A 19,561-nucleotide genomic window follows, 5' to 3' on the forward strand; every position below is an offset into this window, starting at 1 on the left:
TACGGCGTGACCGCGCCGAATACCGCCAAGCCGAGCGACTCGTCGGCGCCGTTCTTCACTATCGAGGCCGAACTGCCGGGCCGGCTCGGGCGCGCAGGCACGATCCGCACCAGCCACGGCGATATCCACACCCCGGCGTTCATCCCGGTCGCCACCCAGGCCACCGTCAAGGCGGTGCTGCCCGAAACCGTGAAAGACCTTGGTGCGCAAGCCATCCTGGCCAACGCCTATCACCTGTATCTGCAGCCGGGCCCCGACATCGTCGCGGAGGCAGGCGGGCTGGGTGCGTTCATGAACTGGCACGGCCCGACGTTCACCGACAGCGGCGGGTTTCAAGTGCTGTCGCTGGGCGCCGGGTTTCGCAAGGTGCTCGCGATGGACACCGACCGGGTGCAGGCCGACGACATCATCGCCGAAGGCAAGGAGCGGCTGGCCGCCGTCGACGACGACGGCGTGACGTTCCGTTCCCATCTGGACGGCTCCACCCACCGGTTCACCCCGGAGGCGTCGATAGGGATTCAGCACCGGCTGGGCGCCGACATCATCTTCGCGTTCGACGAGTTGACCACGCTGGTCAACACCCGCGGCTATCAGGAGGAGTCGGTGCGGCGCACGCACGCGTGGGCGCTGCGCTGCCTGGCCGAGCATCAACGGCTGGCTGACGCCGACCCGGACAAGCCGCGGCAGGCGTTGTTCGGCGTCGTGCAGGGCGCGCAGTACGAGGATTTGCGCCGTCAGGCGGCGCGCGGGCTGGCCGACCTCGACTTCGACGGCTTCGGCATCGGCGGCGCGCTGGAGAAGCAGAACCTGGCCACGATCGTCGGCTGGGTGAGCAGCGAACTGCCCGACGACAAACCCCGCCACATGCTCGGGATCAGCGAGCCTGACGACCTGTTCGCCGCCGTCGCCGCCGGGGCGGACACCTTCGACTGTGTGTCGCCGTCGCGGGTGGCGCGCAACGCCGCGGTGTACTCGGCCACCGGGCGTTACAACATCACCAACGCCCGCTACCGCCGCGACTTCAACCCGATCGACGCCGAGTGCGACTGCTACACCTGCGCGCACTACACCCGGGCCTATCTGCATCACCTGTTCAAGGCCAAAGAGCTGCTGTCGGCGACCTTGTGCACGATTCACAACGAGCGGTTCATCGTGCGGCTCGTCGACCAGATCCGCGCGGCGATCCGGGTGGGGGAGTTCGACGAATTGCGTACCCACGTGCTGGGCCGCTTCTATGCCCAACGGGACAACCGGGCGGAAAAGGGCGATTAACTTTCGCCGTTTTCGCCGGTCTCGGCGCGCCGCTCATCTCGGGCGAACGTGGGTTACCCGCACGCCGAGGGCGGCGCAGCTGTGTGTCAACCCCACACTCGCGCTACCGGAACGCCCTCAGCAGGGCCGGTAGATCCACGGCTGTCGGGGTAACCGGGCGGGGTCGAACACGGCCAGCAGCGCATCGAGGTCCGTCGCCGTCGGCCAGCCCAGCGACCCGGTGATCTGCTGCAGCGCCCGCGCCACGCCGATCTCGGCCAGCGTCACCGCGCCGTCGCGCTTGGCCAACCGCGCGCCGTCCTCGTTGAGCACCAGCGGCACATGGGCATACGTCGGCTCGGGATATCCCAGCAGCCTGGCCAGATACGCCTGCCGCGGCGCGGACGGCAGCAGATCGTCGCCGCGCACCACCTGGTCGATGCGCTGCGCGGCGTCGTCGACCACCACGGCCAGGTTGTAGGCCGCCACCCCGTCGCCGCGTCGCACCACGAAATCGTCGACGATGCCGGTGTAACGCCCGTGCAACACATCGTCGACGGTGTGGGTGAACGCGTCGGTGCGCAACCGCAGCGCGGGCGGTCGGCCGGTCTGTTCCCGCCGTTGCCGTCGCTGCGCATCGTCGAGGTCGCGGCAGGTCCCCGGGTACGCCCCCTGCGGTGCGTGCGGGGCGCGCGGCGCCTGAGCGATATCTCTTCTGCTGCAATAACATTCATACAGCAGGTGGCGCGAGTCCAACGAGTCGATGACGTCGTCGTAACGCTGCGTGTGCTCGGACTGCCACTCGGTCGGGCCGTCCCAGGTCACCCCGATCGCGGACAGATCCGCGAGTTGTCGTGTGGCGATGTCGCCCGACGTCCGGTCATCGAGGTCCTCGACGCGCATCACGAAGCGACGCCGGGTGGAGCGCGCGAACAACCACGCGAGCACCGCGGTGCGCAAGTTGCCGATGTGCAGGTCGGCCGACGGGCTCGGGGCGAACCGGCCAGCGTTCATCCGTGCAATCTATCGAGATGCGCCAAGCGCGTAGCAGCGCAGGCGTCTCACAAGGTTGCGAATCCGCAAACTTTGCCGTTCGCCGCCGTAATGCGCGTGAGCCAGACCGTTTTGGGGTATGAACGGATGACGTCCAGCGATTGGACAGCCAACAAAATCAACGGCTTGGCCCTGCGTCCCCTTCGAAGCCAGCCCTTTGCGGTGGTGGTGCACCGGGTGCCGTGTCGACGGAGACGAGAGAGCTCATGGACACTCAAGAATCCGAACCCTCTGCCAATCCGCCGCATCGCGCGCCCCCGAAGGATCAGCCGCCGGCCGTCGTGCGCAAGGCCATCGCGGCCTCTGCCATCGGCAACGCGACCGAATGGTTCGACTACGGCCTCTACGCCTACGGCGTCACCTACATCTCGGCGGCCATCTTCCCCGGCGACGGCGCCACCGCGACGCTGCTCGCGCTGATGACGTTCGCCGTGTCGTTCCTCGTGCGGCCCCTCGGTGGGTTCTTCTGGGGACCGCTCGGCGACAAGTTCGGCCGCAAGCAGGTGCTGGCGATCACCATCCTGTTGATGGCGGGCGCCACGCTGTGCGTCGGGCTGGTGCCGCCCTACGACACGATCGGGCTGTGGGCGCCGGCGCTCATGGTGATCCTGCGGATGATCCAGGGCTTCTCCACCGGCGGCGAGTACGGCGGGGCAGCCACGTTCATGGCCGAATACGCACCCGCGCGCCGCCGCGGGATGCTGGGCAGCTTCCTGGAGTTCGGCACCTTGGCGGGCTTCTCGGCGGGTGCGCTGATGATGCTGGGGTTCTCGCTGATGTTGAACGACGAGCAGATGGGCTCGTGGGGTTGGCGGCTGCCGTTCCTGATCGCCGCACCGCTCGGCCTCATCGGCCTGTACCTGCGCACCCGGCTCGACGAAACCCCGGTATTCAAGGACCTGGAGGACGAAGGCAGGCAGGAAAAGGGTATCTGGGAAGAGTTCAGGGACCTGCTTGTCGAATACCGGGGACCGATCCTGCGGCTGGGCGGCCTGGTGGTGGCGCTCAACGTCGTCAACTACACGCTGCTGACCTACATGCCGACCTACCTGGAGACCTCCATCGGGCTCTCCACCGACATGTCGCTGGTCGTGCCGATCATCGGCATGCTCTCGATGATGGTGTTCCTGCCGTTCGCCGGGCTGGCCTCGGACCGGTTCGGCCGAAAACCGCTGTGGTGGATTTCGCTGGTGGGCTTGTTGGTGATGGTTGTGCCGATGTTCATGCTGATGTCGACGGGGGTCCTCGGCGCCATCGTCGGCTTCGCGGTGCTGGGCCTGCTGTACGTGCCGCAGCTGGCGACGATCTCGGCGACGTTCCCGGCGATGTTCCCGACGCACGTGCGGTATGCGGGTTTCGCGATCGCCTACAACGTGTCGACGGCCATCTTCGGCGGTACCGCACCGGCGCTCAACGACTGGATGGTCGTGTCGACCGGGAACAACCTGATGCCGGCGTTCTACATGATGCTGGCCTGTCTCATCGGGGCGTTGGCGCTACGCAAGCTGCCCGAAACCTCGCGTTGTCCGCTGCACGGCACGGAGATCCCGGGCACGCCGGAGGCGCCGCCGCCCGTCGACTACGACCGCGACCTCGCCAAGGCCTGAGCTACAGGACGGTGCTCAGCGCGTCGGCCCAGATGTCGGCGGCTTCGTCGACCTGCTCGGCGGTGACCACCAGCGCGGGGATGAACCGCACCACCTGGCCCCACGCTCCGCACGTCAACAGCAGCAGGCCGCGCCGGGCGGCCTCCTGCTGCACGGCCACCGCCGTCGCGCCGTCGGGTTTGCCTGCGGCGTCACGGAATTCGACGCCGATCATTAGGCCCAGACCGCGGACGTCGGTGATCGCGTCGTACTTGTCGGCGACCGTGCGCAGCGCCTCGCGCAACTGTTGGCCCCGGTCGGCCGAGTTCTGCACCAGCTGCTCACCGGTGATCACGTCGAGGGTGGCGACTGCTGCCGCGCACGCCACCGCGTTGGCGCCGTAGGTACCGCCTTGGGATCCGGGCCAGGCCTTGTCCATCAGCGCCGACGACGCCGCGATGCCCGACAGCGGGAAGCCCGACGCCAGTCCCTTCGCGGTGACCACGATGTCGGGTCGGGCGTTGAAGTGCTCACCGCCCCAGAACCGGCCGGTGCGGCCGAAGCCGGTCTGCACCTCGTCGAGCACCAGCAGGATCCCGTGTGCGTCCGCGCGGTCGCGCAGACCGGCGAAGAACCGCTCGTTGCCCGGCACGTAGCCGCCCTCGCCGAGCACGGGCTCGACCAGGAACGCGGCGGTGTCGGCGGGTGCGCTGATCGTCTGCAGCACATAGTCGAGTTGGCTCAATGCGAAGTCGGTGGCCTGTTCGACCGGCCAGCCGAAGTGACCCGGGTCGGGGAACGGTGCGACGTGCACCCCGGCCATCATCGGCGCGAACCCCGATCGGAACCGGGTGCCCGACGTGGTCAGCGACGCCGCGGCCACCGTGCGTCCGTGGAAGCCGCCGTGGAACACGATGACGTTGGGGCGGCCGGTGGCCTGCCGCGACAGTCGCAGCGCCGCCTCGACGGCCTCGCTACCGGAGTTGGCGAAGAACATGCGGTCCAAGCCGGACGGCAGCACCTCACCCAGTCGTTCGACGAGGGTGAGCAGCGGCCGGTGCATCACGGTGGTGTACTGGCCGTGGATCAGCGTGGCCACCTGGCGTTGAGCGGCCTGCACAACGTGCGGATGGCAGTGCCCGGTGCTGGTCACCCCGATGCCCGCGGTGAAATCCAGGTAGCGGCGACCCTGCTCGTCATACAGGTGCACGCCCTCGCCACGCGCTGCGAGCACGCCGGTGGCCTGCTTGAGAATTTGGGAGAGTTCTGCCACAACATGCCCCTTGCCGATGGAATAGTAGATTGTCGACAATCAGACTACCGTCGCACCGCGCGAACGAAAGGGAATTGCCGTGATCGATTTCGTTGACAAGCGACTGTTCATCGGCGGCAAGTGGGTCGACGCCGCAGAGCACGCCACCTTCGACGTCATCGACCCCGCCACCGGCGAGGTCCTCTGCGCGGTGGCCGACGCTTGTCCGGCCGACGGCATGGCGGCGCTGCAGGCCGCGGTCGATGCGCGGGCGGAATTCGCCGCGACGCCGCCGCGGGCGCGCGCCGACATGCTGATGGGCGCCTTCGAGTTGTTGCACGCCCGCGCCGACGATCTGGCGCTGTTGATGACGCTGGAGATGGGCAAGCCGCTGGCCGAATCCCGCGGCGAGATCGCGTACGCCGCAGAGTTCTTCCGGCACTTCGCCGAGGAGGCCACCCGCATCGACGGCGGCTACCAGACCGCGCCCGCCGGGGGCGCGCGATTCTTGATCGCCCGGCAACCGGTCGGACCGTGCCTGCTCGTGACGCCGTGGAACTTCCCGATGGCGATGGGAACCCGGAAGCTGGGGCCCGCGATCGCGGCGGGTTGCACCAGCGTCGTCAAACCCGCGCACCAGACGCCGCTGTCGATGCTGGCGTTGATGGGGATCCTCGAGGAGGTCGGCGTGCCCGCCGGCGCCGTGAACTGCGTGACGACGATGCACGCCGGTGCGGTCATGGAACCGATGATCCGTTCCGGGCTGGCCCGCAAGCTGTCGTTCACCGGTTCGACCCAGGTGGGCCGGATCTTGCTCGAACAGTGCGCGCAGAAGGTGCTGCGGACCTCGATGGAACTCGGCGGCAACGCGCCGTTTATCGTCTTCGCCGACGCCGACCTCGACGAGGCCGTCGACGGCGCGATCGCCGCCAAGATGCGCAACATGGGTGAGGCCTGCACGGCGGCGAACCGGATCTACGTGCACGCGTCGGTCATCGACGAGTTCGGGCGGCGGCTGGCCGACCGCATGGCCGCGCTGCCCGTGGGCCGCGGCACCGACGCCGGCGTGAAGGTCGGCCCGCTGATCGACGCGGCCGCACTGCACAAGGTCGAATCCCTCGTCGACGACGCCGTCGGGCGCGGCGCACGCGTGCTGACCGGCGGGTCACCGATGGGCGGGGCCGGCTTCTTCTACCAGCCGACGGTGCTCAGCGGCGTTCCGCGCGACGCCAAGATGGCCGACGCGGAGATCTTCGGGCCCGTCGCCCCGCTCACCCCGTTCGACACCGAGGACGAGGTGATCGCCGCGGCCAACGACACCGAATACGGTCTGGTGGCTTACGTGTTCACCAACGACCTGCGGCGGGCCCTGCGGGTCGCCGAGGCGCTCGAGACCGGCATGGTCGGTCTGAACCAAGGTGTGGTGTCCAACCCCGCCGCGCCGTTCGGCGGCGTCAAGCAGTCCGGCCTGGGCCGCGAGGGCGGTGCCGTGGGTATCGACGAGTTCCTGGAGACCAAGTACATCGGCATCGCCCTGTAACGGGCTACTTGCGGGCCAGCCGCTCGATGAGCCGGTCCACCGCGTCCTCCATGTGCGCGATCAGCAGCTTGTCGGACAGTTGCACGTCGCCCGATCTGATCGCGCTGGCCAGCGCCTGGTGCTCGACCACCCGGTCGCTCGGGGTGTCGTAGGTGTCGGCCAGCGCGTGCACGCACATCCGGGTCTCGACCAGATAGGTCTGGTGCATCCGGGACAGCCGCGGGCTGTCGGCCAACTCGACGAGCCGCTCATGGAAGCGGATATCGGCCTCGCTGCCATCCTCGACATCGGTGGCCTCGGCCATCTCCTCGACGATGGCCAGCAACTCGTCGCCGGCGGCGGCGTAGTCGCGCAGCAGCAGGATCCGCCGGGCGGCGGCGCGTTCGATGGCCTCGCGCGCGAGGTACATATCGGAGGCCTCGCGGGGCGTCATGTCGATGACGAACACGCCGCGGTTGCGGATCGCGATGAGCAGCCCCTCCTGGGTCAGGCGCTGCATGCCTTCGCGCAGCGGCCCGCGGCTGACGCCGAGCTTGCGGGCCAGATCCGCCTCACCCAGTTGGGTGCCCGGCTCCAGTTCCCCGTGCGCGATCGCCTGGCGCAGCTTGTCGGCGACGATGCTGGGGGTGGACTCCTGCTCGACGGGTGCGATGAACTCGGTCACGGGGCCTCCTCGAACAGGCGGCCCATGCCGGGGATCGTCGGCACCCGGCCCGTCAGCTGAAGGCCCTTCCAGACCGTGACCTGGTTGGCGGTCAGCACCGGCTTGCCGACTGCGGCCTCGAGGCGGCCGATGATGCCCAGCGTGTGCATCGCGGTGTCCGGAACGAGCACGGCCTGCGCATCGGGATGGTCGGCGGCGGTGACCATGTCGATCACCCGGTCAGGCGCGAGGGTGCCGACCTCGGCTGCGGTGATGATCCCGTGGCTGCCCATCGCCACCACGTCGACGCCGTCGGCGGACAAAAACTCGACGAAATGTTCGGCGACGTCGTGGGGGTAGGACGCGGCCACGGCGACGCGCTTGACGTTGAGGTGCCGCAGCGCGTCGACGAACGCGATCGACGTCGACGACGCCGGGACCCCGGCCGCCGCGGCGACTTTGGCGGCCTGTTGCCGCGCGCCCTGCGGGCCGAACACGAAACTGCCCGAGGTGCACGCCCACATCACGGCCTGCGGGCGCGAACCCGCGAGCTGGCGGACCCCGTCGGTGAGACGTTCGGTGCTGCCGAGATCGAGCAGCGCGTCCACCCGGTGGGCATCCTCGCCGACGGACGTGATCACGACGGGCAGACGGACGTCACCGGCCAGGTCCTCCAGCGTGGTGAAGTCGTCCTCGGCGCTGTGTCCGGGGTAGAGCAGTCCTACGGTCGCCATACAAGCCCCTCTGCTGAACGTGTCGATGGGCAGATTGTCGACAATGTTAACAACCTTGATTTGCCGGCCCCGGGTTCGAGGCGGATTCGTTACGCCTCGAGCAGCCGCTGACCCGGTCCGACGGCTTTGCGGCCGGCCACCCGCAGGGCCGCCCACATCGTCACCTGGTTCGCGGTCACGACCGGCTTGCTCAGTTCGGCTTCCAACCGGGCGATCAGGTCATAGGTCGGCAAGTTGGTGCAGCTGATGACGATCGCCTCGGCGTCAGCCACGTCGGTGCTGCGCACCAACTCGGCGGTTTCCTCATAGGGCACCGCCCAGATGTTCGAGGTCAGCCCGAGCCCCGACGTCGCGACGACCTCTAGGCCGGCTTCCATCAGATAGCTCGTCAACCCGATGGTCAGGTCCGTCGTGTAGGGGGTGACGGTGGCGACCCGGTGCACCCCGAGGTGCCGCAGCGCGGCCAGCATCGACCCGCTGGTGGTCACCGCGGCCGGTGCGCCGGCGGCCTGCATCGCCGCGACCAGCGCGGCCTCGCCGGCCATCCCCTTGACGAAGCTGCCTGCCGTGCACGCATAGGCGGTCACCAACGGTGCGACCGCGAGCACGTTGGCCGCGCCGGCGACGACGTTGTCGGCGTCCGAGACGTGCACCGCCATATCGACGGTCACCGGTAACGGCGCATACCGCAGCCGGGTCACGTAGAGGCTGACGTCGTCGGGCACCCACCGCCACAATTCGCGGTCCAACGCGAAGTCATACGGTGTTACAACACCTATGCCGACCTGCTGCAATGGTGGGGGCGGCACCAATTCCCCGAGGGTCATTTCCACAGTGTGAGGCCAGATCGCCAAACCGGCAATAGATTGTTGACAATCATACGGCGTGTCCTTAGCCTTCGGGGCGTGCCGACCACCCGCGAGAGCGATTCGATCGCCGCGCGTCATGGCTCATCCGAGCAGCTCAGACCTGGTTTCGAACCGCCCGTGGTGGCGGTGTTGTGCGCCGACGACTCCGATCGCCCCCCGGGCCTCGGGGACCTGCCCGTCGAGTTCCGGTTCTGTACGGCCGCCGACCTCGCCGACGCGGTGCGCGGCGCGCGGGCGCTGCTGCTGTGGGACTACTTCTCCACCGCGGTGCGCGACGTGTGGCAGCACGCGCACACCCTGGAGTGGATTCACGTCACCGCCGCCGGCGTCGACACGCTGCTGTTCGACGAACTTCGCGACTCCGACGTGACGGTCACCAACGCGCGCGGTGTCTTCGACCGCCCGATCGCCGAGTACGTGCTCGGCGCGGTGCTCGCGCACGCCAAGGACAGCCGCGCCAGCTTCGCGCTGCAGCGCGACCGGCACTGGCGCCACCGCGAGACCCGCGGCATCGCCGGGACCCGTGCCCTCGTCGTCGGCACCGGCGCGATCGGCCGCGAGATCGCGCGGCTGCTGCGCGCAGCGGGTATGCAGGTGCGCGGCGCGGGCCGGGTGGCCAGAGCCGACGACCCCGACTTCGGCGAGGTGGTGGCCAGCGCCGACCTGGCCGCCGAGGTCGGCTGGTGCGATCATCTGGTGCTCGCGGCGCCGCTGACCGACTCGACCCGCGACCTCGTGGACGCCGAGGTGCTGGCCGCGATGAAGCCCGAGGCGCACCTGGTGAACATCGCCCGCGGCGCGATGGTCGTCGAGTCGGCGCTGCTGGACGCTTTGAAGACGGGCCGCATCGGCGGTGCGACCCTCGACGTGTTCGAGACGGAGCCGCTGCCGCCCGACCATCCGCTGTGGGAGGCCCCGAACGTGACCATCACCCCGCACATGTCCGGTGACGTGGTCGGCTGGCGGGAGACGCTGGCCGAGCAGTTCGTGGCCAACGTGCGGCGCTGGCTGGCCGGTGAGCCGCTTGCCAACGTCGTCGACAAGGAGCTCGGCTACGTGCCGGCGACATCAGGTTCAGGTGGTGCGCGATGATCCCGACCGCTGCCGAGCTGGTGCAGGGATACCGCACCAAGACCATCTCGCCGGTGGAGGCCACCCGAGAGGCCTTGGCCGCCATCGAATCCCACGACGACGCGGTGAACGCGTTCGTGCTCGTGGACGCCGAGGGCGCCCTGGCGGCGGCCAAGGCGTCGGAGGCGCGCTGGCATGGCGGCGAGCCGCTGGGCCCCGGCGACGGGGTGCCGACGTCGATCAAAGACGCGCTGTGGACTAGGGGCTGGCCGACCCTGCGCGGCAGTTGGCTCGTCGACGCCGCGGGTCCGTGGGACGAGGACGCGCCGAGCGTCGCGCGCCTACGCGAGACCGGCGCCGTGCTGCTCGGTAAGACGACGACGCCGGAGTACTCCTGGAAGGGCGTCACCGACTCACCCCGCTACGGGGCGACCGGCAACCCGTGGGATCCCACCAAGACGGCGGGCGGGTCCAGCGGCGGCAGCGCGGCGGCCGTCGCGCTCGGCATGGGGGTGTGGTCGGTGGGCACCGACGCCGGCGGGTCGGTGCGCATCCCGGCGGCGTTCACCGGAACCGTCGCGCTCAAGCCGACCTACGGGCTGATCCCGCACTATCCGCCCAGCCCGTTCGGCACCCTGGCCCACCCCGGCCCGATGACCAGGACCGTCACCGACACCGCGGCGCTGATGGATGTGATTACCGGATTCGACCCGCGCGACTGGGCGGCGATGCCGACACCGTCCGCGTCGTTTCTGGCCGGCCTCGACGACGGCGTCGCGGGTCTGCGGGTCGCGTTCTCCCCGGACCTCGGTTTCGTGGCTAACGACGCGGAGGTCGACGCCGCCGTGCGGGCTGCGGTGAGCGTGCTGGCCGACGCGGGGGCGCGCGTCGAGGAGGTCGACCCTGGGTTCACCGATCCGCTGGACGCGTTCCAGGTGTTGTGGTTCTCCGGCGAGGCGAAGGTGCTGCAGGGCTACGGCGCACTCGGCGACACTTGGGCTGAGCGGGTCGATCCCGGGCTGTGCCGCACCGCCGCGATCGGCGCGAACTTCTCGGCGTCGGACTACCTGGACGCGATGGCGGTGCGCATGCGGATGGGCGAGCTGATGGGCCGGTTCCATCAGAACTACGACGTGCTGGTCACCCCGACCCTGCCGCTGCCCGCGTTCCCCACCGGCGCCGACGTGCCCGACGGCTGGCCCTCACCGGACTGGGCCAGCTGGACGCCCTACACCTACCCGTTCAACATGACCCAGCAGCCCGCGTTGAGCGTGCCGTGCGGCTTCACCTCGGCGGGTCTGCCGGTCGGCCTGCAGATCGTCGGGCCCCGGCACGCCGACGCGCTGGTGCTGCGCGTGGGCCGCGCGTACGAGGCGGCGACCGACTGGCATCAGCGCACTCCGGAACTGATCGCACAAGGAGTTCGATGAGCAGGCTGATCACCGTGTCCCTGGACAAGCGGGGCGTTAGCTGTGTGGCGCGGCTGCTCGACGCCGCCGCCCCACGCACCTGCGCGGCGGTGTGGGACGTGCTACCGGTATCGGCACAGGTGTTTCACGGCAAGTACGCGCGCAACGAGATCTACACGCTGCTACCGGGTTTCGCCGACGTCGACCCCGGACCGGAGAACACCACGGTGACCCCGATCCCGGGGGACCTGTGCTGGTTCACGTTCAACTCCGATCAGCTCGGCAACCCGGCCTACGGCTACGAGAACACCACCGGCACCGGCACCACCGGCGCGATCGTCGACCTCGCGTTGTTCTACGGGCGCAACAACCTGCTGATCAACGGCGATCAGGGTTGGGTGCCCGGCAACGTGTTCGGCGCGGTCATCGACGGCCTCGACGAGATGGCCGAAGCATGTCAGGACCTGTGGATGGGCGGGGTGCGCGGGGAGACGCTGAGCTTCGCGCGCGCCTGAATTCGCCGAGTGTGCGGTTTCATACGCAACACGCCGTGCCCGGCGTATCAGACTGCACACTCGCGGCGTCACACCGGCTGAAGGCTTATCGGTTGCTCGCTCTCCCCGGCGTTGGGGTCGCCGCAAGAACCGGGCTCCCACGCGTAGCGCAGGCTTCCCGCCAAGCTCGCCGGATCGAACGAGTACGTCAGATCGGCCGGGCCGGTGCCGCCGTCGGCGCACAGGCGTCCGTTGAAGACGTCGTGACGCTCGACGAGCCATGGGCCGTCGGCCTGCCTGCGGATCTGAGCGATCATCCCGGTGGAGCTGGAAACCGTTCCGCCACAAAAGCCTTCGGCATTGCACTGCGTGGTGATCGACCACGTGTTCGTCGTCGGGCCGTTGACGAACCGGTACTCGCCGTCGAGGCGCCCGTCCGCCCATGCCGGGCTCGCCAAGCCGATCGCGGCGCCGGTGAGCGCCACCGCAGCGGCCATCGCGCGTGTGATCACCATGAAGGCAGCATCACACGTCCGGTCCGCCGACATCGCCGAGTTGGCCGAAAAGTCAGTCGCCGCCCAACCCGGGCACGATGTCACCGAGCCTGAACGCGATCGGCTGCTCGAGCTGCTCGTAGGTGCACGAGCGTGGGTCGCGGTCGGGACGCCAGCGGTTGAACTGGGCGGTGTGCCGAAACCTTTCGCCCTCCATGTGGTCGTAGCGCACCTCGACCACCCGCTCGGGGCGCAGCGGAACAAACGACAGGTCCTTGCCGGCGTTCCAACGCGAGCCCTCGTTGCGACGCGGGGTGCGGTCACCGGCCAGATGCGCGGCCCAGTTCCACGGGTGCTCGTCGAATGTGGTGACCAGCGGCTGCAATTCGGTGAGCAGCTGCCGTCGCGTGGCCATTGGGAACGCGCCGATCACCCCGACGGAGGCCAGCGTGCCGTCGTGCCGGTAAAGGCCCAGCAGCAGCGAGCCGATGGCGTCAGCGCCCGACTTGTGCACACGGTAGCCGGCGACCACGCAGTCCGCGGTGCGCTCGTGCTTGATCTTGAACATGACGCGCTTGTCGGGTTGATAGTCGAGGTTCAGCGGTTTGGCGATCACCCCGTCGAGGCCGGCGCCCTCGAACTCGTCGAACCACCGGTGTGCGGTGGCCAGGTCCGTGGTCACCGGGGTCAGGTGAAACGACGGCCCCGAGTGCGCGAGCGCCTCGGTGAGGGCGGCGCGACGCTCGGTGAACGGAAGCGTGGTGTAGTCGTCGTCGCCCAGGGCCAGCAGGTCGAAGGCGATAAACGACGCCGGTGTCTGTTCGGCAAGCATGTTGACGCGGCTGGCCGCCGGGTGGATGCGCTGCTGCAGTGCCTCGAAGTCCAGGCGGTGACCGGCGGCAGTTCTGATGGGTAGGACGATCTCGCCGTCGATGACGCACCGGTCCGGCAGTTCGGCGACGGCCGCGGCGACCAGTTCGGGGAAGTAGCGGGTCATCGGTCGCTCGTTGCGGCTGCCGAACTGCACCTCATCGCCGTCGCGGAAGCAGATCGACCGGAACCCGTCCCATTTCGGCTCGTAGGACGCGTCGGGTGGGATGGCCGGGACCGACTTGGCCAGCATGGGCGAAACCGGTGGCATGACGGGCAGATCCATCAGGGCGCTGTCACATCTTTTCGCCGGGCAGCTTGCTGGCCTGTTTGATCCACGACCGGACCCGCTCCTCGTCGAGTTCGTCCTCGTGGATGTCGAGGTAGCGCACCTCGGGATGTTTGGACGCCTTCGGCGGCACGGGGTTCAGCGAGGACCCCTTTAAGAACGTGATCTGCACGTAGTTGGTGTAACACCGAAACGACAGGAACCAGCCTTCGTCCTTGTGGCCATAGAACGGCTGGTTCCATTTCACGGCCTTGTGCACGTCGGGGACCGTACGTTCGATGAGGGCGTCGAGGCGCTCACCCACCTCTTGTTTCCAGCCGGGCATCGCCGCGATGTAGTCCTGCACGGGGCCGTTTCCCTCACCCTTGGGGATCTGCGGGTTGCCGCCGGACAGCAGTTTGGGTTTCTTGCGATCGGTCATCGGCTCACCTCCCAGGTGAACCCGTCGGGGTCGGTGAAGGTGCCCGCCGGGCTGTTGACGACGATACGGTGCGATCCGGAACCGTCCGCGGGCACGCCCGCGTTCTTGGCCAGCGCGCGACGCTTCAAGAGCGCCAACGTGACGGGCCCGGATGCAAACGAGACATATTTGCGGCCAAAGCTTTTGGCCACCTCCAGGCCACGTTCGACATAGAAGCGTTTGCTGGCTGCGACGTCGTCGACGCCGAGTTGAAGGACGAACTCGTCGATGGTGTGGACCTTCTGATCGCCGCTGGGGCCCCGGTCCTTCTTCGACGACGACGCGATCGTCCAGATGGTCCCGTCCGGTCCGGTCACCCCGCCGCCGTAGCCCCACAGCGACTTCTTGGGCGGGTTCAGTTCCGTCGCGCCGGCTTGAAGTGCGGCGTCGACGTACGCGTCGACCGTGGAGGGCCGCGACACCACCAACGAGAGCGTGAAACCGCGAAAGCCCGTCGTCGCCGCGTCTCCGGCACGCGCGCGCACCGGCAGCTCCGAACCGAACGCGGCCGCGACGAACGCGTCGACTTTCGCGGGGTCGGGGGTTTCGAGAACGACAGCATCTATGCCCGTCATGGATAGGTCCTTCCGGTGTGTCTACGGTTCTACTCAAATTGAGAGTAGCACTCTCGATTTGAGAGCGATAGACTCAATTCGTGGCGAGCACCGGACGACCTGGTCAGGCGAGAACCCGACTAGCGCGGGCCGCCGTCATCGACGCGGCCCGCACGCTGTTCGTCGATCGTGGTTACGCGGCGACGACGATCGAGGCCATCAGCACCGCCTCGGGCGTACCCCCGGCCACCGTCTACCGGCTCTTTTCGTCCAAGCGCGGCATTCTCAAGGCGATTCTCGACGTCTCGATCGCCGGCGACGACCAACCTGTGGCATTGCCGCAGCGCCCGCGGGTTCAAACACTTCTCGCTGATCCGGATCCGCGTAAACAGGTGGCGGGTTTCGTCGCGATCGCCTCGGAGGTGAACTCGCGCACCGCGCCGGTCTACCGCATCCTCGTCGGCGCGGCGAGCTCGGACCCCGATGCGGCCGCGCTGCTGGAGGACCTCAACCGCCAGCGGCGCACCGGTCAGGGCGGGCTGGCCCGCGCGCTGGGTAGGGCTGGCGCATTGCGGCCGGGTCTTCGGGAGGCTGAGGCCGCCGACAGCATCTATGCGCTGATGTCTCCGGAGGTCTACCGGCTACTCGTCGTCGACCGGGGCTGGTCGCCGAAACGCTACGAGCGCTGGCTCACCCAGTTGCTCGTCGACTACCTGCTCGCGCGATGACATTGCTCGCCGTAGGCGGTCTACGTGAGTATGGAACCTGTGGACCTCCCCGTGCTGCCTCCGATCGAGCCGATGCTGGCCAAAGCGCAGACCAGAGTTCCCGACGAGGCCGGGGTCTGGTCCTACGAACCGAAGTGGGACGGCTTCCGGGCGCTGGTCTTCCGTGACGGCGACGAGGTGGTGCTGCACTCCCGCAACGGCAAGGACCTCGGCCGGTACTTCCCGGAACTGGTCGAGGCGCTGCGCGACGAACTGGCGACCCGGTGCGTTCTTGATGGGGAGATCGTCGTCCCCCGCGAGATCGACGGCCGGACCCGGCTGGACTGGGAGTCGCTGAGCCAGCGTGTCCACCCCGCGGCCAGCCGGATCAAGATGCTCGCTGAACAGACACCCGCGCACTTCATCGGCTTCGATGCGTTGGCCTCCGGAGACGCATCGCTGCTCAAGGAGCCTTTCCGCGTTCGGCGCGACGCGCTGTCGGAAGCGCTGCACGCCAAGCAGTGGTGCCACGTCACCCGCACCACCGAGGACCCCGAGATCGGCGCGCATTGGCTCGAGGAGTTCGAGGGCGCCGGCCTCGACGGCGTGATCGCCAAGCGGCTCGAGGGCCCGTATCTGCCGGGCAAACGCGAGATGGTCAAGGTCAAGCACGCCCGCGACGCCGACTGCGTGGCGATGGGCTACCGGATCCACAAGAGCGGCGAGGGTATCGGATCGATCCTGCTCGGGCTGTACCGCGACGACGGTGAACTGCAGATGGTCGGCGGCGCAGCCTCTTTCACCGCCAAGGACCGGCTCAAACTGCTGGCCGATCTCGAACCGCTTCGCGAAGGCGACGAGCTACGTGAAGGCGACCCGAGCCGGTGGAACTCCGCAGCCGATAAACGCTGGATTCCAGTACGGCCCGAGAAGGTGTGCGAGGTGGCCTATGACCAGATGGAGGGAAACACCGAGGCGGGCAGGCGGTTTCGGCACGCCGTGAAGTTCCGGCGCTGGCGCCCTGACCGTGATCCTCGCAGCTGCACCTTCGACCAACTCGACGTGCCGATCAACTACGACCTCTACGACGTTCTGGAGTCCTGAGATGGCAAGTGCGGCAGAGGAAATCGATGTCGACGGGGTCAAGGTTCGGCTGACCAGCCCCGACAAGGTGTACTTCCCGAAGCTCGGCAAGAAGAAGGGCACTAAAGGCGCGCTCGTCGACTACTACCTGGCCGTGGCGAACGGTCCGATGTTGGCCGCGCTCAAGGACCGGCCGACGCACCTGCAGCGCTTCCCCGACGGGATCGAAGGTGAAGAGATCTACCAGAAACGGGTGCCGCAAAAGCATCCCGACTATCTGCAGACCTGCGTGGTCACGTTCCCCTCCGGGCGCACCGCGGACGCGCTGAAGATCACCCACCCGTCGTCGATCATCTGGGCCGCGCAGATGAGCACGATCACGCTGCACCCGTGGCAGGTGCGGTGCCCGGACACCGAACATCCCGACGAACTGCGCATCGACCTGGATCCACAGCCCGGCACCGGTTTTGCCGAAGCCGCCGCCGTCGCGGTGGACGTGCTCAAACCACTGCTCGACGAACTCGGGCTGGTCGGATATCCCAAGACGTCGGGCGGTCGTGGCGTACACGTGTTCCTGCGCATCAAGCCCGACTGGGACTTCATCGCCGTGCGCCGCGCCGGTATCGCGCTGGCCCGCGAAGTGGAGCGCCGCGCGCCCGACGCGGTCACGACGTCGTGGTGGAAAGAGGAGCGGGGTAAGCGAATCTTCATCGACTACAACCAGAACGCCCGCGACCGCACCTTCGCCTCGGCGTACTCGGTGCGCAAGACCCCGATCGCCACCGTGTCCACCCCGTTGGCGTGGAAGGACCTGCGCGGCGCCGACCCCGACGACTACACCATGTCCACCGTGCCGAAACTGGTGTCCGAACGCGACGACCCGTGGGCCGACATCGACAAGACCGCACAGTCGCTCAAACCACTGTTGGAGATGGTCGAAGCCGACGACGAACGCGGCCTCGGTGACCTGCCGTATCCGCCGAGCTACCCGAAAATGCCGGGTGAACCGCCCCGGGTCCAGCCCAGCAAGAAGGTGGCCGCCCACTGGGACGAGGACGGCAACCCGGTGGCGGATCGCTAGACGAGAAGCGCCCGTACAGGGTTTCGAGCTGCTCGTCAGACTGTGAGTATTCGTGATCGAGTGTGTGTTTTAGTGAGTGTGTGAAGTTGGCTGAGTGGGCGCGTGCGAATGGTGTGCATGCGCAGACGGCGTATCGGTGGTTTCGTGAGGACCGGATGCCGGTGCCTGCTCGCCCGGTCGGAGTCGAGGACGATCTGGGTCGACGCTGCGGCCAGCGGGAGACTGGTCGCACCGTCGTGTACGCGCGGGTGTCGTCGCATGATCAGCGGGCCGATCTGGACCGCCAAGTTGCACGACTTGCTGATTGGGCGACCTCCAACGGTCGTGTGGTGGGCGAGGTCGGTGTCCGGACTGAACGGGAAGCGGCCGAAGTTGCGCAGGATCGTGTCAGACCCCTGTGCTTGAGTGGTTGTCGTGCAACATCGTGACCGGTTGGCGCGCTTGGGAGTCGAGCTTCTCCAAGCCGCGTTGTCTGCGCAGGGCCGCCGGATCATGGTCGCCGATCAGGGTGAGACCACCGACGATCTGGTGCGCGACATGATCGAAATGCTGACCTGGATGTGTGCGCGCCGGTATGGCCGCCGCGGGCCGCGCAACCGTGCGATGCGAACGGTGACCGCCACCAAGCAGGCGGAGGCTGTCGGTGGGTAGGTTCGAGATCCCCGAGGGGTGGACGGCGCAGGGCTACCGGTTCGCGCTGGATCCGACACCAACGCAGGTGCGCGGGTTGGCGTCTCATGCGGGTGCGGCACGTTTCGCGTACAACCACATGCTTGCGTTGGTCAAGGGGGTGATGGATCAGCGGGGCGCCGAACGCAGCTACGGTGTGCCCGACTCTGAGCTGACCCCGGTGTTGGGGTGGTCGTTGGCGGCGCTGCGCAAGGTGTGGAATCAGCGCAAGGCGTCGTGCGCGCCGTGGTGGGCGCAGAACTCCAAGGAGGCCTACAACACCGGCCTGCACGGATTGGCCCGCGGGTTGGACGCCTGGTCGAAGTCCCGAAAGGGTGAGCGCGCCGGCCGGGTGGTCGGGTTTCCCCGGTTTAAAACGTCGCGGGCGACCAAGTCGGTGCGGTTCACCACCGGAGTGATCCGCATCGAGGCTGACCGCCGCCACCTCACGTTGCCCCGGCTGGGCACCCTCCGCACGCACGAGTCGACCCGTAAGCTGGCCCGCCGCATCGAGGCCGGCACGGCGCGGATCTTGTCGGCCACCGTGCGCTGCGACAGTGCCGGGCGCTGGCACTGCGCGCTGCAGGTGATTGTCGAAACCAAGACGCGGCCCGCACACGCTCGGCGTTCCCCACATCGGGTGGTCGGTGTGGACGTCGGGGTGAAAGCCGATGCCCTGCTGGTCGTCGCGACCCCCGACGGCATCGAAGTCAAGCGCGTCCCGGCACCGAAGTCGCTGAGCGCCGCCCAAGCCCGGTTGCGGTCCCTGCAACGCCGCGCCGCCCGCCAGCAGGGCCCCTACGATCGCGGCGCCAAGACCAAACAGACACCATCGAAACGGTGGTGCAAAACGCAGGCTCGCGTCGGTCGCACGCACGCCCATGCCGCGGCGGTGCGCCGCGACGTCCTACACAAAGTGACGACCACCCTGGCCCAGCAGCACGATGTTGTGGTCGTCGAGACGCTCAACGCTGCGGGCATGCGCGCCGCCGGTGGGGCCCGCAAGCGGGGCCTGAATCGAGCACTGGCCGATGCCGCGCTGGCCGAAGTGCGGCGCATGCTGGGATACAAAACGCGTTGGTACGGCAGCCATTTGGTGCAGGCCGACCGATATTTTCCGTCGTCGAAGATGTGCACGGCGTGTGGGAGGCGAAAGCCAAACCTCACCCTGGCCGATCGAGTCTTCGAATGTGACGAATGCGGTATGCAGATCGATCGTGATCTGGGTGCTGCGATCAACCTCGCCCGACTCGGCGCACCCACGATGGGTGATCAGAGTCCCGCCGGGAGTGGCCCGGTGGCAGGACGTGGAGCCACGCAGGAGACCGAACCCGCGCCAGCGGGCGACGCAGCCGGCGATGAAGCGTCAACCCCGCACCACCAACCGGTGGATCAGACGGGGACCGCCTCACCGCAAGGCGAGGCAGCCTAATGGAGAGTAGAACCCACATC

19 protein-coding genes and 1 pseudogene are annotated in these 19,561 nt (G+C 68.1%); 11 read left to right on the top strand and 9 right to left on the bottom strand.

Translation table 11 applies throughout. The features are described from left to right. The first annotated feature begins 6 nt into the window (after positions 1-6). Complete coding sequence (tgt, locus tag ABQE93_RS06180; RefSeq protein WP_448406382.1) at positions 7-1,272, top strand: tRNA guanosine(34) transglycosylase Tgt; 1,266 nt, start codon at positions 7-9, stop codon at positions 1,270-1,272. Between the two features lie 117 nt (positions 1,273-1,389). Here the strand turns inward: tgt and gluQRS are convergent, their stop codons facing one another. Further along, positions 1,390-2,265, bottom strand: coding sequence for a tRNA glutamyl-Q(34) synthetase GluQRS (gluQRS, locus tag ABQE93_RS06185; RefSeq protein ID WP_448406384.1), 876 nt, complete (start codon positions 2,263-2,265; stop codon positions 1,390-1,392). 245 nt (positions 2,266-2,510) lie between these two features. Between gluQRS and ABQE93_RS06190 the strand changes: the two genes are divergently transcribed. Continuing rightward, on the top strand, positions 2,511-3,911 hold the full coding sequence (locus ABQE93_RS06190) for an MFS transporter (RefSeq protein WP_448406385.1): 1,401 nt from the start codon (positions 2,511-2,513) through the stop codon (positions 3,909-3,911). Position 3,912: 1 nt separating this feature from the next. Here ABQE93_RS06190 and ABQE93_RS06195 read toward each other — a convergent pair whose 3' ends face one another. Then, entirely contained in the window at positions 3,913-5,163 is a 1,251-nt protein-coding gene (locus tag ABQE93_RS06195) for an aspartate aminotransferase family protein (protein WP_448406386.1), read from the bottom strand. A gap of 73 nt (positions 5,164-5,236) precedes the next feature. On the opposite strand from ABQE93_RS06195, the gene ABQE93_RS06200 reads away from it, so the two are divergent. Then, a complete protein-coding gene (locus ABQE93_RS06200) occupies positions 5,237-6,682 on the top strand; it encodes an NAD-dependent succinate-semialdehyde dehydrogenase (protein ID WP_448406549.1) in 1,446 nt (481 codons plus the stop codon). A gap of 4 nt (positions 6,683-6,686) precedes the next feature. On the opposite strand, the gene ABQE93_RS06205 is transcribed toward ABQE93_RS06200, so the two are convergent. From ABQE93_RS06205 to ABQE93_RS06215, 3 genes are all read right to left on the bottom strand, one after another. Beyond that, positions 6,687-7,346 carry a GntR family transcriptional regulator gene (locus ABQE93_RS06205; RefSeq protein ID WP_448406387.1) on the bottom strand — a complete coding sequence of 220 codons (660 nt, stop codon included), beginning with the start codon at positions 7,344-7,346 and terminating at the stop codon, positions 6,687-6,689. Beyond that, positions 7,343-8,059 carry a maleate cis-trans isomerase family protein gene (locus ABQE93_RS06210; RefSeq protein WP_448406388.1) on the bottom strand — a complete coding sequence of 239 codons (717 nt, stop codon included), beginning with the start codon at positions 8,057-8,059 and terminating at the stop codon, positions 7,343-7,345. The genes ABQE93_RS06205 and ABQE93_RS06210 overlap by 4 nt, the downstream gene beginning before the upstream one ends. Before the next feature lie 89 nt (positions 8,060-8,148). Then, entirely contained in the window at positions 8,149-8,886 is a 738-nt protein-coding gene (locus ABQE93_RS06215) for a maleate cis-trans isomerase family protein (protein WP_448406389.1), read from the bottom strand. 105 nt (positions 8,887-8,991) lie between these two features. Here ABQE93_RS06215 and ABQE93_RS06220 point away from each other — a divergent pair, with 105 nt between their 5' ends. Genes ABQE93_RS06220 through ABQE93_RS06230 form a run of 3 tightly spaced genes read left to right on the top strand, consistent with a single transcriptional unit; the run spans position 8,992 to position 11,923 of the window. Next, positions 8,992-10,020 (top strand): D-2-hydroxyacid dehydrogenase, encoded by a 1,029-nt coding sequence (locus ABQE93_RS06220; RefSeq protein WP_448406550.1) that lies wholly within the window; start codon positions 8,992-8,994, stop codon positions 10,018-10,020. Further along, entirely contained in the window at positions 10,017-11,429 is a 1,413-nt protein-coding gene (locus ABQE93_RS06225) for an amidase (RefSeq protein ID WP_448406390.1), read from the top strand. Before ABQE93_RS06220 ends, ABQE93_RS06225 begins: the two co-directional genes overlap by 4 nt. Next, complete coding sequence (locus tag ABQE93_RS06230; protein ID WP_448406391.1) at positions 11,426-11,923, top strand: DUF3830 family protein; 498 nt, start codon at positions 11,426-11,428, stop codon at positions 11,921-11,923. Before ABQE93_RS06225 ends, ABQE93_RS06230 begins: the two co-directional genes overlap by 4 nt. A gap of 68 nt (positions 11,924-11,991) precedes the next feature. Here ABQE93_RS06230 and ABQE93_RS06235 read toward each other — a convergent pair whose 3' ends face one another. The 4 genes from ABQE93_RS06235 to ABQE93_RS06250 are packed head-to-tail and all read right to left on the bottom strand — an operon-like array spanning position 11,992 to position 14,590. Beyond that, complete coding sequence (locus ABQE93_RS06235) at positions 11,992-12,417, bottom strand: hypothetical protein (RefSeq protein ID WP_448406392.1); 426 nt, start codon at positions 12,415-12,417, stop codon at positions 11,992-11,994. Positions 12,418-12,469: 52 nt separating this feature from the next. Next, positions 12,470-13,552, bottom strand: coding sequence for an ATP-dependent DNA ligase (locus ABQE93_RS06240; RefSeq protein WP_448406393.1), 1,083 nt, complete (start codon positions 13,550-13,552; stop codon positions 12,470-12,472). Between the two features lie 10 nt (positions 13,553-13,562). Next, a complete protein-coding gene (locus ABQE93_RS06245; protein ID WP_448406394.1) occupies positions 13,563-13,976 on the bottom strand; it encodes a DUF1801 domain-containing protein in 414 nt (137 codons plus the stop codon). Further along, positions 13,973-14,590 (bottom strand): glyoxalase, encoded by a 618-nt coding sequence (locus ABQE93_RS06250; RefSeq protein WP_448406395.1) that lies wholly within the window; start codon positions 14,588-14,590, stop codon positions 13,973-13,975. Before ABQE93_RS06250 ends, ABQE93_RS06245 begins: the two co-directional genes overlap by 4 nt. An 80-nt stretch (positions 14,591-14,670) precedes the next feature. Here ABQE93_RS06250 and ABQE93_RS06255 point away from each other — a divergent pair, with 80 nt between their 5' ends. From ABQE93_RS06255 to tnpB, 5 genes and pseudogenes are all read left to right on the top strand, one after another. Next, positions 14,671-15,297, top strand: a complete 627-nt coding sequence (locus ABQE93_RS06255) for a TetR/AcrR family transcriptional regulator (RefSeq protein WP_448406396.1) — start codon at positions 14,671-14,673, stop codon at positions 15,295-15,297. Positions 15,298-15,327: 30 nt separating this feature from the next. Continuing rightward, positions 15,328-16,380 (top strand): ATP-dependent DNA ligase, encoded by a 1,053-nt coding sequence (locus tag ABQE93_RS06260; protein WP_448406551.1) that lies wholly within the window; start codon positions 15,328-15,330, stop codon positions 16,378-16,380. Position 16,381: 1 nt separating this feature from the next. Next, entirely contained in the window at positions 16,382-17,440 is a 1,059-nt protein-coding gene (gene ligD / locus ABQE93_RS06265; RefSeq protein ID WP_448406397.1) for a non-homologous end-joining DNA ligase, read from the top strand. An 80-nt stretch (positions 17,441-17,520) separates the two neighbouring features. Next, a pseudogene (locus tag ABQE93_RS06270) lies at positions 17,521-18,091 on the top strand (IS607 family transposase). Further along, the gene (gene tnpB, locus ABQE93_RS06275) at positions 18,084-19,541 is read left to right on the top strand and encodes an IS607 family element RNA-guided endonuclease TnpB (RefSeq protein ID WP_448406398.1); all 1,458 of its coding nucleotides are present in this window, start codon (positions 18,084-18,086) and stop codon (positions 19,539-19,541) included. The pseudogene ABQE93_RS06270 and the gene tnpB overlap by 8 nt, the downstream one beginning before the upstream one ends. The last annotated feature ends 20 nt before the right edge of the window (positions 19,542-19,561 follow it).

It is taken from the genome of Mycolicibacterium sp. XJ662, assembly GCF_053484035.1.